Source organism: Streptomyces sp. NPDC096132 (genome assembly GCF_044763345.1).
GTDB lineage: Bacteria > Actinomycetota > Actinomycetes > Streptomycetales > Streptomycetaceae > Streptomyces.
The window spans coordinates 165,098-177,176 of sequence record NZ_JBIWGA010000016.1 but is presented as its reverse complement, the minus strand read 5'-3'; the positions used below and the strand labels follow the sequence as shown (position 1 = coordinate 177,176).

The following is a 12,079-nucleotide window of genomic DNA, read 5'->3' as shown; positions in this document are numbered from 1 at the left end:
CCATCCGTTCTGGCATGTGGACTGACGGAGTGTCAGTAAACGCCCGGGTACCCTGAAGCGGCCGTCTCTCGCCGGGGCGGCGTCCGCGACCGGGAGAGTCACCGCATGCGCCTGCTGCTCGTCCGCCACGGCCAGACCCCGACGAACGTCGACTACCTCCTGGACACCACCGTGCCCGGCCCCGGCCTGACGGAACTCGGCGGACAACAGGCGGCGGCCCTGCCCGCGGCCCTCGCCGACGAGGACATCGAGGCGCTGTACGCCTCCACCCTCGTCCGCACCCAGCTCACCGCCGCGCCCCTGGCCGCCGCCCGCGGCCTCGACGTCCTCGTCCGCGACGGCATCCGCGAGGTCTTCGCCGGCGACCTGGAGATGCTGCCCGGCGACTCCGACCACGGCGCGCTCTACATGCGCACGGTGTTCGCCTGGGCCGCGGGTGACGTGGACCTGCGCATCCCGGGCGGCGAGAACGGCACCGAGTTCCTCGCGAGGTACGACGCCGTGATCGCCGAGGCCGCCGGGACCGGTGCGGGGACGGTCGCCCTGATCAGCCACGGCGCCGCCATCCGTACCTGGACCGCCGCCCGCGCCCACAACATCGACGTCCCCTTCGCCGCGGCCCACCGCCTCGCCAACACCGGCACGGTGATCCTGGAGGGCACCCCCGCGGACGGCTGGAAGGTTCTGACCTGGGCGGGCGCCACGGTCGTACCGGCGGGGGAGGCCGGCCCGGCGGGCGAGGCCGGGGCGGAGGAGAGCGGCCCGGTGGGAGGGGGCGGGCAGGAGCATTAAGAGTTTGCGGGTGGCGCGGGGTGGCCCGCAGAATGCCTCCTCATGGGACATCTGGAAGCCGCGCACCTCGAGTACTACCTCCCCGACGGGAGGGCGTTGCTCGGCGACGTGTCCTTCCGGGTGGGCGAAGGGGCCGCGGTCGCCCTGGTCGGACCGAACGGCGCCGGCAAGACCACCCTGCTGCGCCTGATCTCCGGCGAGCTGAAGCCGCACGGCGGCACCGTCACCGTCAGCGGCGGCCTCGGCGTGATGCGCCAGTTCGTCGGCTCCGTACGGGACGAGACGACCGTGCGCGACCTGCTCGTCTCCGTGTCCTCGCCCCGTATCCAGCAGGTCGCGAAGGCCGTCGACAAGGCCGAGCACGCGATCATGACGGTCGACGACGAGGCCGCGCAGCTCCAGTACGCCCAGGCCCTCTCCGACTGGGCCGAGGCGCGCGGCTACGAGGCCGAGACGCTCTGGGACATGTGCACCACGGCCGCGCTCGGCGTGCCCTACGACAAGGCGCAGTTCCGGCTCGTACGGACCCTGTCCGGCGGTGAGCAGAAGCGACTCGTGCTGGAGGCCCTGCTGCGCGGCACCGACGAGGTCCTGCTCCTCGACGAGCCCGACAACTACCTCGACGTCCCCGGCAAGCGCTGGCTGGAGGAGCGGCTGAAGGAGACCCGCAAGACGGTCCTCTTCGTCTCCCACGACCGCGAACTCCTCTCCCGCGCCGCCGAGAAGATCGTCTCCGTGGAGCCCTCGCCCACCGGCGCCGACGCCTGGGTGCACGGCGGCGGCTTCGCCACCTACCACGAGGCCCGCCGCCAACGCTTCGCCCGCTTCGAGGAGTTGCGCCGCCGCTGGGACGAGAAGCACGCCCAGCTGAAGAAGCTCGTTCTGAACCTCCGTCAGGCGGCCTCCATCAGCCCCGACATGGCCTCCCGCTACCAGGCCGCCCAGACCAGGCTGCGCAAGTTCGAGGAGGCCGGCCCGCCCCCGGAGCCGCCGCGCGAGCAGGACATCAAGATGCGCCTCAAGGGCGGCCGCACCGGCGTAAGGGCCGTCACCTGCAAGGGACTTGAGCTGACCGGCCTGATGAAACCCTTCGACCTGGAGGTCTTCTACGGCGAACGCGTCGCCGTCCTGGGCTCCAACGGCTCCGGCAAGTCGCACTTCCTGCGCCTGCTCGCCGGTGGCGACGTGGCGCACACGGGTGAGTGGAAGCTCGGCGCACGCGTGGTCCCCGGGCACTTCGCCCAGACCCACGCCCACCCCGAGCTCCAGGGCCGCACGCTCCTCGACATCCTGTGGAAGGAACACTCCCAGGACCGGGGCGCCGCCATGTCCCGGCTGCGCCGCTACGAACTCACCCAGCAGGCCGAACAGACTTTCGACAGGCTCTCCGGCGGCCAGCAGGCCCGCTTCCAGATCCTGCTCCTGGAGCTGGAGGGCGCGACCGCGCTGCTGCTCGACGAGCCGACCGACAACCTCGACCTGGAGTCCGCCGAGGCCCTCCAGGAAGGCCTGGAGGCCTTCGAGGGTACGGTCCTCGCCGTCACCCACGACCGCTGGTTCGCCCGCTCCTTCGACCGCTACCTGGTCTTCGGCAGCGACGGCCGGGTCCGGGAGACCTCGGACCCGGTCTGGGACGAGCGGCGTGTGGAGCGGGCCAGGTAACGGGAGGAGGGCTACGGCCGGCAGGAGGGGTTCACCGCCGGTTGGAGGTTGCTCACTGTCGGCCGGAGGTTGCTCACTACTGGCCGGAGGGGTTCACCGCCGGTTGGAGGTTGCTCACTGTCGGCCGGAGGTTGCTCACTACTGGCCGGAGGGGTTCACCGCCGGTTGGAGGTTGCTCACTGTCGGCCGGAGGTTGCTCACTACTGGCCGGAGGGGTTCACTTCCAGCGCAGCAGCGCGCCGAGCCCGCCCACCGGCGCATCCTCCGGCGTCTCGGACCGTACGACGAGCGCGCTCGCGTCCGTGGCGACCGCCGACCGGATCAGCGCGTCGTCCGCCCGGGCCGACCAGGAGTGCTGCTCGCCGAGCGTCCTCAGCTCCGTACGGCGCACCGCCACCTGGTCCGGGTCCTCGCCGATCCACACCTCACGGTGGGCGTCGGGGCCGTCCGGGCGGATCAGCAGTTCGTCGATACGGTGCTCACGGGCCGCCTCGACCAGCGCCGGCACCCCTTCCACGGCCCCGGCGTGCCCCTCCTCGTCCGGGGCGCGGGCGGCGAGGAAACGTTCCAGCTCGGCTTCGTTGCGACGGCGCACATGTGCGGCCCGGGCGTCCTCCACGTCCTCGTCCAGCAGTCGGCTGCCCGAACCGCGCTCCATCTCGACCACCCGGCTCCGCAGCCGCCGCGGCAGCCGCTCGTGCACGGCCCGCCGCTCCCGGTCGTCACCGACCAGGACCAGCAGATCGGCGCGGGTCTCCTCCTGGCAGACGGTGAGCGCGTCCGCGATCTCCACCGCGTTGTGCTCCCAGGTGTTCTCGACCTTGAGCTGGAAGTGCCGCTCCGACCAGTCGGCCGTCGCCGTGCGGTGGACGGGATACTGCCGACCGGAGACCGTGTTCACCTTCTCGCGGGTCCACGGTGTCCGCAGTTCGAAGTCCGCGCCCTTGCGGTCGATGTACGCCACCACGCACACCGGGTCCTGGTCGGCGAGCTCCAGCAGCGGCGCGACCCTCGGCAGCGGTGCCCACTCGGCCCAGTCCCCCTGCGGCGGCCGGGCGGCCAGCGCCGGGTCGAGGACGACTTCGCCGGCCCGCGCGAACAGGGCCCGCCCGTGTGGTTCGGAGGAGTGGGCCAGCTCCTCGATCGCGTGCTCCACCGCCCGGCAGGTGGCGTCGTCGGCCCCCTGGCGGGCCAGCTCGCGGGCCATCGCGGCGGCCGTGAGGTGACGCTCGTGCGCCGTGTTCTCCGTGTGCCGGGAGGTGTCGACGTACACGGAGGCCCAGGGGCCGGAATGTTCGTACAGTGGATGCAGAAAGGCGAGATCCATGGCTCCCTCCCGGATGCCGCTCGGGGGTCGTGCTGGTGTGCTCCCCGGGCGGGTACCCGAACCGCATGGACGAACACGACGAGCGGGGCACCACCATGACCGGAGTCGACCCGGACCGGCTGGACGACCAGCAGCTCATGAAAGAGCTGGAGACGATCCACCGCACGCGCCACGACACCCTGCTGTACGGCTCGAACGACGCTCTGCGCGCCCACAACGACCGCATGGCCCAGCTCGAGGGCGAGTACCTGCGCCGCAATCCGCGCCGCTTCGTCGCCCCCGGCCGCACCCGCGAGGGGGCCAGGGAGCGGGCCGCAGCCGGGAACGGCGGCAGCAGCGCGCGCCCCGCTGCCGCGGGGACGGCTCGGGCGGAGACTCCCGTGGGCAAGTGGGGGTCGGGCTCGTCGGGCGGGTCCGCCATAGGCTGACGGGATACGGTCGACCGCATACGATCGGCTGCATACCGTCACCGAGTGCGGCGCAAAGCGGCCCCGGGACCCGAAGTCGGGTCCCGGGGCCGCCCGGTTCAGTGGGCTCAGCCGTGCTTGTGGCCCGAGCCCTTGTCGCCGTCGCCATGGACCTGAGCGGTGTAGTTGCCCTCGCCGTTGACGCAGCTGAACTGGTTCGAGTCCGAGGCGTCCTGGCTCTTCGGCCCGAAGTCGAGGAGGTTGAGTGCGTTGAGTCCGAGGTTCACGTCCGAGAGGTTCACCAGGCCGACTTGGACCTCGCCCGTCTGAACGCAGTTCTGGTTGTCGCCGCCGTCGTAGGCGGAGGCGACTCCCGCGCCGGCCAGGGTGAGGCTGCCGATCATGGCGGCCACCAGGCCGGCCTTGCGAAGCGTGCGCATTACATCCCCTTTGCTGTCTGGGTGGTGTGTCTCGTTACGTAACTGAACGTTACGAATGTGCACCGTATGTTACGATTGCACCTTTTGCACCCCAACACGCCGACTCACCCACCGCAACCACTGGCCTGCCACCCGGGGGGTGCGGTCGACCGTATGGCCCGCCGTCGACCGCATCCCGCATACCGTCGACCGCCTCCCGCATACCGTCGCCCTCAGCCCTGCACAGGCGGCCGACCCCAGTGCCGATGTTCCGCGACCGCGGTCACGAACGCCTGGGTGAACTCCGCGCTCGCCGTGCCCGGTGAGGTGTCGGTGACCACGCCCTGGTCGGTCACCACCCGGTGGAACTCGGCGGACAGCCGCACCCCCGCCGGCTTCAGCGCCGCCACCACGCCCACCCCGGATCCCAGCGCCCCCACGGGCTTGCCGTGCCGGAAGGCGCTCCGTGCGAAGCGCATGGCGTCCGGATCCTTGGTGACGGGTGGAGTGCCGGTGGGGCCGCCGGGCAGCAGGACGGCGTCGTACAGCACGGAGGCGACGGTCGGCAGTGCGCGGTCGACTGCATACCGTTCACCGTCGGCCGTCGCCACGCTCCCGTCCGTCGCCGCCAGCGCCTCCACGACCGCTCCCCGAGCGGCCAGCTCCTCCCGCACCGACGCGACCTGATGCGCGTCCACCCCGTCGGTGACCAGCACCGCGATCCGTCGGGTGCGGATCGACTCCTCGCCGCGCAGCGACTCCAGGCTGAGGGCCGGGGAGGACTGCTTGGACGCCGTCTCCGTCGCGCCCGACGGCTCGGTCACCCCGATGCCGCGCGCCACCTCCCGCGCCAAGTCCGCGTCGACATGGCCGAGTTGCCCGACCGTACGGGTCCGTATCTCCCGCGTCTCGACCTTGCCCAGTTCGAACCGGAACGCCTGCACGATGTGCCGCTTCTCCCAGTCGGCCATGCTGTTCCAGAACAGTGCGGGCTGGCTGTAGTGGTCCTGGAAGCTCGGGCTGCGCCGGCGGATCTTGGCGCCGTCGACGCGTTCCGTGGAGTGGGTGAAGGCGCCGTCGACGCCCGCAGGGGCCGGGCAGCCGCCGCCGAGGGAGTTGGGGAAGTAGTTCGTGCCCCGGTGGACCGTGCTCTGGTGGTAGCCGTCGCGCTGGTTGGTGCGGACCGGCGCGAGCGGCCGGTTCACCGGCAGCCGGCTGAAGTTGGGGCCGCCCAGCCGGATCAACTGGGTGTCCAGGTAGGAGAAGTTGCGGGCCTGGAGCAGCGGGTCGTTGGTGAAGTCGATGCCGGGGACGACGTTGGCGGTGTGGAAGGCGACCTGTTCGGTCTCCGCGAAGTAGTTCTCCGGGTTGCGGTCGAGGACCATACGGCCGATCGGGCGCACCGGCACCTGCTCCTCCGGGATGAGCTTCGTGGCGTCGAGGAGATCGAAGTCGAACGCGAACTCGTCCTCCTCCGGCACCAGTTGGACACCCAGCTCCCACTCCGGGTACTCGCCGGCCTCGATCGAGTCCCACAGGTCGCGCCGGTTGAAGTCCGGGTCGCGGCCCTGGCACTCCTGGGCCTCGTCCCACACCAGCGAGTGCACACCCAGCCGCGGCTTCCAGTGGAACTTCACGAACGTGCCGCGTCCGTCCGCGGTCACGAACCGGAAGGTGTGCACCCCGAACCCCTGCATCATGCGGTAGCTGCGCGGGATCGCCCGGTCCGACATCAGCCACATGATCGCGTGCAGGGTCTCCGGCTGGAGCGACACGAAGTCCCAGAGCGTGTCGTGCGCGGAGGCGCCGGTCGGGATGTCGTTGTGCGGCTCCGGCCTCAGCGCGTGCACGAAGTCCGGGAACTTGATGCCGTCCTGGATGAAGAACACCGGAACGTTGTTCCCGACCAGGTCGTAATTCCCCTCGGACGTATAGAACTTGGTCGCGAAGCCGCGGATGTCCCGCACGGTGTCCGCCGAGCCCCGCGGCCCTTGCACGGTCGAGAACCGCACGAACACCGGGGTGCGCACCGACGGGTCCCGCAGGAAGGCCGCACGGGTGAACTCGGCGCAGGACTCGTACGGTTCGAAGTATCCGTAGGCGCCCGCTCCCCGTGCGTGCACCACCCGCTCGGGGATGCGTTCGTGGTCGAACCGGGTGAGCTTCTCCCGGAAGTGGAAGTCCTCCAGCAGGGTCGGACCGCGCTCGCCGGCGGCCAGCGAGTCGTCGGTGTGGTCGACCTCCACGCCCTGGTCGGTGGTCAGCGGCCCGGAGGCCGGGTCCTCGGCGCGGAAGCCGTCGAGCTGCCGGCCCTTGCGGTCGTCCGGGGAACTCATCGGCCCCCCTCCTCGGCGAACACGTCCAGGAACGCCTCGCAGAACGCCTTCAGATCGCCCGGCTTGCGGCTGGTGACCAGCTTGTTCGGGCCGTGGTCGCAGATCTTCACCTGCTCGTCGACCCAGGTGCCGCCGGCGTTGCGGATGTCCGTCCTGAGGCTCGGCCACGACGTCAGCTCACGGCCGCGTACGACGTCCGCCTCGACGAGCGTCCACGCGGCGTGGCAGATCGCGGCGACGGGCCGCCCCTGCGCGAAGAAGTCCTTCACGAACGCCACGGCCTCGGGCTTCATCCGCAGGAAGTCCGGGTTCGCGACGCCGCCCGGCAGGACCAGCCCGCCGAAGGACTCCACGGGGACCTCACCGACGACCTCGTCCACCACGAACGTGTCCGCCCTGTCGAGATGGTCGAAGGCCTGGATCTCGCCCGACTTCGTCGACACCAGCACGGGCTCGTGGCCCGCGTCCACCGCAGCCTGCCAGGGATCGGTGAGTTCGACCTGTTCGACGCCCTCGGGTGCCGTCAGAAACGCGATACGCATGATCGTTCGACGTCCTTTCGTGGCACGCCGGTGGGCCGCGTCGCCCCGGCATGCCGCTTGTGGTGGATGTGCTGCTCCAGGGGCCTGACCTCGCGCTCGCTCCGCACCGGGGAGCGCTTCGGGGAGGTCCGTCTCGGCCGTCGTCGGCGGGGGGTCCCCCACGCCCTTGTGGGCGGTGGGGGAGGATCAGCGCCGCCGCCGGGTCACCGGCCGCTCCCGACCAGCGCCTCGGCCAGTTCGGCCGCGTTGGCGTAGCGCTCCTTGTGCGGCAGCCGCCGTACGGACTCCACCAGAGCGTCGGGCGCGTTCCTGCGGCGCAGGGCCACGGACAGCTCGCCCGGGCCGGCCGGGAAGGAACTCCGCCCCAGGATCCGGCCCAGCTCCAGCCGGACCGTCGCCAGGGACGCCCGGGAGGTGCCCGGTACCACCGGACCGCCCCAGACCTCGGGATCGTCCTCGGCGGACGGTTCCGGGTCGTGCCATTCCTCGGACCGCGTGGGATGCCCGGACCGGAGCAGTCCCTGCAGTTCGTGCTTCATCTCCTCGTCCCGGTGCACGCTCAGCCGGTCACTGCCTCGCTGCATGTCTCCCTCCAGATCTTCGGGGCCGGTCCACCGCGTACCCGTGGGGCGGGAGCCGACACGGGATCCCGGCGACGGATGGCCGGCGCCGTCATTTCCGTCCCGGCAGGAACTCCTGCATCTTCGCCTTGAACCCCCGCTTGATCATGGCGCCGCGGTCGGCGTCGCCCTTCAGGATCGACTCGGCCGTCGCCTCCATCTGCTCCCAGGTCGCGTGCGGCGGGACCGGCGGCACGGCGGGGTCGGTGAGGAACTCGACGACCGCGGGTCCGTCCGCCTCCAGGGCCGTACGCCAGCCCGCCTCGACGTCCTCGGGCTTCTCCACCCGCACCCCGGTCAGCCCGAGCGAGCGGGCGAACGCCGCGTACGGCACGTCCGGCAGTTCCTGCGACGGCAGGAACGACGGGGCGCCCTCCATGGCGCGCATCTCCCATGTCACCTGGTTGAGGTCGTGGTTGTTCCACACGGCGACCACCAGCCGCGGATCCTGCCAGCGGTCCCGGTACTTGGCCGCCGTGATCAGCTCGGCGAGGCCGTTCATCTGCATCGCCCCGTCCCCGACCAGCGCGATCGCCGGCCGGTCCGGGTGCGCGAACTTCGCCCCGATGGCGTACGGCACCCCGCAGCCCATCGTCGCGAGCGTGCCCGAGAGGGACGCGCGCATGCCGGGGCGCATCGTGAGGTGCCGGGCGTACCAGTTGGCCACCGAACCGGAGTCGGAGGTGACGATCGCGTCGGCCGGCAGCAGCGGGTCCAGGGCGCGGGCCACGTACTCCGGGTTGATCGGGTCGGCGGACAGCCGCGCCCGCCGCTCCATCACCTCGTGCCAGCGCCGTACGTTGTCGCACACGGTGTCGAACCACTCGCGGCCGCGTTCCTCGCCCCGGATCATCGGGATCAGCCGCCGCAGTGTCTCCTTGGCGTCGCCGACGAGATTCACCTCGTACGGATAGCGCATCCCCACCATGTGCGGGTCGATGTCGATCTGCACGCCCCGCGCCCTGTCGAACTCCGGCAGGAACTGTGTGTACGGGAAGGAGGAGCCGATCGTCAGCAGCGTGTCGCAGTCGCGCATCAGCTCGTACGACGGGCGGGTGCCGAGCAGACCGATCGAGCCGGTGACGTAGGGGAGTTCGTCGCTGAGGACGTCCTTGCCGAGCAGTGCCTTGGCCACGCCCGCGCCCAGCACCTCGGCGATCCGCTCGACCTCCTCGCGGGCCCCGGCCGCGCCCTGCCCGGCCAGGATCGCCACCTTGTCACCGGAGTTGAGGATCTCGGCGGCCCGCTCCAGGGACTCCTCCGAGGGGATCGCCGTCCAGTCGCTGCGGTCGAGACTGGAGGGGACCATCTTGAACTCGTGGGTGGGGGCGGCGTATTCGAGTTCCTGGACATCACCGGGGACGATGACCGCGGTCGGGCAGCGGCGGGCGTACGCGGTACGGATCGCCCGGTCCAGGACGTTCGGCAGCTGCTCCGGGACGGTCACCGTCTCCACGAAGTCCGAGGCGACGTCCTTGAACAGGGTGTGCAGGTCAACCTCCTGCTGGTACGAGCCGCCCATCGCCGTGCGGTGGGTCTGGCCGACGATCGCCAGGACCGGCACGTGGTCGAGCTTCGCGTCGTACAGGCCGTTGAGGAGATGGATCGCGCCCGGCCCCGAGGTCGCCGCGCACACCCCCAGGCGGCCGCTGAACTTGGCGTAACCGGTCGCCTGGAACGCGGACATCTCCTCGTGCCGCGACTGCACGAACCGCGGCCGGTCCTGCGCCCGGCCCCAGGCGGCCAGCAGACCGTTGATGCCGTCGCCGGGATAACCGAACACCTCCTGAACACCCCACTCGCGCAGCCGCTGCAGGATGTGGTCGGAGACCTTGGTGCTCATGGACGGGACCTCCCGGACGTCGGGAAAACGGGAAAACGGGAAAGGGCGACATGCGGATGTGCGTATGCCGTGACGCCTGACGAGTGACCCCGGGGGCGACCGGAAAACCTGGGCGGGCGTTTGCGGGCGGGGCCCGGGGGCAGGCGCACCGGCAGTGCTTCGGACCGGAGGCACGTCCGTGGGACCGCCGCAGCCGGCGGCCCCGGCAGGCCCGGTCGGGCTGCTGCCGCACTCCCACGGTGACCGGTTCAACCCTGAGCACTTCCGAGGGAGTTGCAACGCAGGATGCGAACCCGAGCGAGGCACCACCCGCACGACGACGCCCCCGATACCGCCGAGGCCTTCCGCAGGCTCGCCGCACTGCCGCCGGGCCCCCGCCGCGACACGCTCCGCGGCCAGATCGTCGAGGCCTGGCTCCCCATGGCCGACCGCATCGCCGGACGCTTCCGCAACCGCGGCGAGAACTACGAGGACCTGCGCCAGGTCGCGGCCCTCGGCCTGGTCAAGGCCGTCGATCGCTACGACCCCGGGCGCGGCAAGGCGTTCGAGAGCTACGCCGTGCCCACCGTCACCGGTGAGATCAAACGGCACTTCCGCGACCACCTGTGGACCGTCCACGTGCCCCGCCGGGTCCAGGACCTGCGCAACCGCGTCCGCTTCGCCTGCCAGGACCTGTCCCAGACCGTGCCCGGGCGCCGCCCGACCGTCACCGAGATCGCCGTACAGGCGCAGCTGAGCGAGGAGGACGTACGGGTCGGGCTCGAGGCGCTGGACAGCTTCACCGCGCTGTCGCTGGACGCCGAGCTGCCGGGCGGCGAGGACGGGTACTCGCTGAGCGATGTGCTGGGGGCCGCCGACCCGGCCCTCGACACGGTCGTGGACCGGGAGGCCGTACGGCCCCGGCTCGCGGCGCTGCCCGAGCGGGAGCGGGCGATCCTGTACATGCGGTTCTTCGGGGACATGACACAGAGCCGGATCGCGGAGCGGCTGGGGATCTCGCAGATGCATGTGTCCCGGCTGATCAACCGGTGTTGTGACCGGCTGCGGGAGCAGGTTCTGAAGGACGCCGTGTAGGGCTCGAAAAGTCACCCGTGTGGCGGGATCGCGTCCCGCCAATGGCCCGTGGCCGCGCGCGGCCCGGCGGCTCTGCGGCTGTGATGAGGGCGAGGCATGAACGCCGTGCCCCGCCGCCGTCGGCCGAAGGAGCCGTTCCATGCGCCGCACCGCCGCCCCCCTCCTCCTCGCCGCCGCTCTGCTGGTCGCCGCAGGGCCGGTCGCGGCCGCCGACCCGGCGGCCGAAGTCGGCAGTGTCGACCCGGGCGGCAACGTCACCGTCTCCGTCTCCTGCGACCCCGTCGACGGCACGGCCCCCGAGACCCTGGACGCCGTCTCGCAGGCCTTCACCGAGGGCACCGTCAAGCTGAACAGGGTCCCCGCGGACGACGAGGGAGCGGCGGCCGGGCCCGCCTATCAGGGCAGCGCCCCCATCGCCTCCGACCTCGGCGAGGCGGACGGCGGGGCCGGCCCGGACACCGCATGGACCGTCGACGGAACCTGCCCGGCACCGCCCGGGGGACAGGGCAGCCCCTGGAGCGCGACCTTCGACGTGGCCCGCCCCAGCAGCGGCGACAGCGACAGCGGCGGCGGCACCCCGCCCTGCACCCCGGCCCGCCTCCCGGGCCAGCCGGGGTGCGACATCAGCTCCACCTGCCTCCACGGCACCTCCTGTGACGAGGGCGACAAGGGTGATAAGGGCGACAAGGGCGACAAGGGTGACGAGAGCGACGGGGGTGCGAGGAGCGACGAGAGCGACGAGGGTCACAAGGGTGACGAAGGCGACAAGGGCGATCCCGCCTGTCCCGACCGCACCTCCTGCGACAAGGGCCACGCCTGCCCCCACGACACCCCCTGCGACACCACCCGCCCCACCGGCCACGCCACCACCCCCGCCACCGTCGAACACGGCGTTCGGGCCGGCAGCGGCGGTGCCTTCCGTGACTCGGTGCCCGCACTCGTCGCCGGCGGCCTGCTGATCGCCGGCGCGTGCGGGGCGGCCGCGCACCGGCTGCTGCGTCGGCGCGGGCCCCGGGCGGACGTCTGACCCCGCCGGAAGGGCCGCAGGCCCGTTGTG

The 12,079-nt window shown here is 71.7% G+C and carries 10 protein-coding genes and 1 pseudogene; 5 read left to right on the top strand and 6 right to left on the bottom strand.

Annotated elements, in window-relative coordinates; translation table 11 throughout:
- The first annotated feature begins 105 nt into the window (after positions 1 to 105).
- Complete coding sequence (locus ACIRF9_RS33335) at positions 106 to 792, top strand: histidine phosphatase family protein (protein ID WP_403829801.1); 687 nt, start codon at positions 106 to 108, stop codon at positions 790 to 792.
- Positions 793 to 834: 42 nt separating this feature from the next.
- Positions 835 to 2,454: an ABC-F family ATP-binding cassette domain-containing protein gene (locus tag ACIRF9_RS33330; protein ID WP_403829798.1), complete on the top strand. Its 1,620-nt coding sequence runs from the start codon at positions 835 to 837 to the stop codon at positions 2,452 to 2,454.
- A gap of 217 nt (positions 2,455 to 2,671) precedes the next feature.
- On the opposite strand, the gene ACIRF9_RS33325 is transcribed toward ACIRF9_RS33330, so the two are convergent.
- On the bottom strand, positions 2,672 to 3,781 hold the full coding sequence (locus ACIRF9_RS33325; protein WP_403829796.1) for a Vms1/Ankzf1 family peptidyl-tRNA hydrolase: 1,110 nt from the start codon (positions 3,779 to 3,781) through the stop codon (positions 2,672 to 2,674).
- Between the two features lie 65 nt (positions 3,782 to 3,846).
- On the opposite strand from ACIRF9_RS33325, the pseudogene ACIRF9_RS33320 reads away from it, so the two are divergent.
- Positions 3,847 to 4,143, top strand: a pseudogene (locus ACIRF9_RS33320) (DUF6158 family protein); the annotation flags it as partial.
- Positions 4,144 to 4,316: 173 nt separating this feature from the next.
- On the opposite strand, the gene ACIRF9_RS33315 reads toward ACIRF9_RS33320, so the two are convergent.
- The 5 genes from ACIRF9_RS33315 to ACIRF9_RS33295 all read right to left on the bottom strand — a co-directional run bounded on the left by ACIRF9_RS33315 (position 4,317) and on the right by ACIRF9_RS33295 (position 9,948).
- Positions 4,317 to 4,628 (bottom strand): hypothetical protein, encoded by a 312-nt coding sequence (locus ACIRF9_RS33315; protein ID WP_403829793.1) that lies wholly within the window; start codon positions 4,626 to 4,628, stop codon positions 4,317 to 4,319.
- A 212-nt stretch (positions 4,629 to 4,840) separates the two neighbouring features.
- Complete coding sequence (locus ACIRF9_RS33310) at positions 4,841 to 6,943, bottom strand: catalase (protein ID WP_403829790.1); 2,103 nt, start codon at positions 6,941 to 6,943, stop codon at positions 4,841 to 4,843.
- Complete coding sequence (locus ACIRF9_RS33305) at positions 6,940 to 7,485, bottom strand: type 1 glutamine amidotransferase domain-containing protein (protein ID WP_403829787.1); 546 nt, start codon at positions 7,483 to 7,485, stop codon at positions 6,940 to 6,942. The genes ACIRF9_RS33310 and ACIRF9_RS33305 overlap by 4 nt, the downstream gene beginning before the upstream one ends.
- 203 nt (positions 7,486 to 7,688) lie before the next feature.
- On the bottom strand, positions 7,689 to 8,069 hold the full coding sequence (locus tag ACIRF9_RS33300) for a DUF2795 domain-containing protein (protein WP_403829784.1): 381 nt from the start codon (positions 8,067 to 8,069) through the stop codon (positions 7,689 to 7,691).
- An 88-nt stretch (positions 8,070 to 8,157) separates the two neighbouring features.
- Positions 8,158 to 9,948: a thiamine pyrophosphate-requiring protein gene (locus tag ACIRF9_RS33295; protein ID WP_403829781.1), complete on the bottom strand. Its 1,791-nt coding sequence runs from the start codon at positions 9,946 to 9,948 to the stop codon at positions 8,158 to 8,160.
- A 285-nt stretch (positions 9,949 to 10,233) separates the two neighbouring features.
- Between ACIRF9_RS33295 and ACIRF9_RS33290 the strand changes: the two genes are divergently transcribed.
- A complete protein-coding gene (locus ACIRF9_RS33290; RefSeq protein ID WP_403829778.1) occupies positions 10,234 to 11,022 on the top strand; it encodes an RNA polymerase sigma factor SigF in 789 nt (262 codons plus the stop codon).
- A gap of 139 nt (positions 11,023 to 11,161) precedes the next feature.
- Positions 11,162 to 12,049, top strand: a complete 888-nt coding sequence (locus ACIRF9_RS33285; RefSeq protein WP_403829775.1) for a hypothetical protein — start codon at positions 11,162 to 11,164, stop codon at positions 12,047 to 12,049.
- Positions 12,050 to 12,079: the final 30 nt, after the last annotated feature.

What these genes read in the sequence shown, in the direction of transcription:
- ACIRF9_RS33335 (WP_403829801.1), top strand. Translation starts at nt 106, where the DNA reads ATGCGCCTGCTGCTCGTCCGCCACGGCCAGACCCCGACGAACGTCGAC.
- ACIRF9_RS33330 (WP_403829798.1), top strand. Translation starts at nt 835, where the DNA reads ATGGGACATCTGGAAGCCGCGCACCTCGAGTACTACCTCCCCGACGGG.
- ACIRF9_RS33325 (WP_403829796.1), bottom strand. Translation starts at nt 3,781, where the DNA reads ATGGATCTCGCCTTTCTGCATCCACTGTACGAACATTCCGGCCCCTGG.
- ACIRF9_RS33315 (WP_403829793.1), bottom strand. Translation starts at nt 4,628, where the DNA reads ATGCGCACGCTTCGCAAGGCCGGCCTGGTGGCCGCCATGATCGGCAGC.
- ACIRF9_RS33310 (WP_403829790.1), bottom strand. Translation starts at nt 6,943, where the DNA reads ATGAGTTCCCCGGACGACCGCAAGGGCCGGCAGCTCGACGGCTTCCGC.
- ACIRF9_RS33305 (WP_403829787.1), bottom strand. Translation starts at nt 7,485, where the DNA reads ATGCGTATCGCGTTTCTGACGGCACCCGAGGGCGTCGAACAGGTCGAA.
- ACIRF9_RS33300 (WP_403829784.1), bottom strand. Translation starts at nt 8,069, where the DNA reads ATGCAGCGAGGCAGTGACCGGCTGAGCGTGCACCGGGACGAGGAGATG.
- ACIRF9_RS33295 (WP_403829781.1), bottom strand. Translation starts at nt 9,948, where the DNA reads ATGAGCACCAAGGTCTCCGACCACATCCTGCAGCGGCTGCGCGAGTGG.
- ACIRF9_RS33290 (WP_403829778.1), top strand. Translation starts at nt 10,234, where the DNA reads ATGCGAACCCGAGCGAGGCACCACCCGCACGACGACGCCCCCGATACC.
- ACIRF9_RS33285 (WP_403829775.1), top strand. Translation starts at nt 11,162, where the DNA reads ATGCGCCGCACCGCCGCCCCCCTCCTCCTCGCCGCCGCTCTGCTGGTC.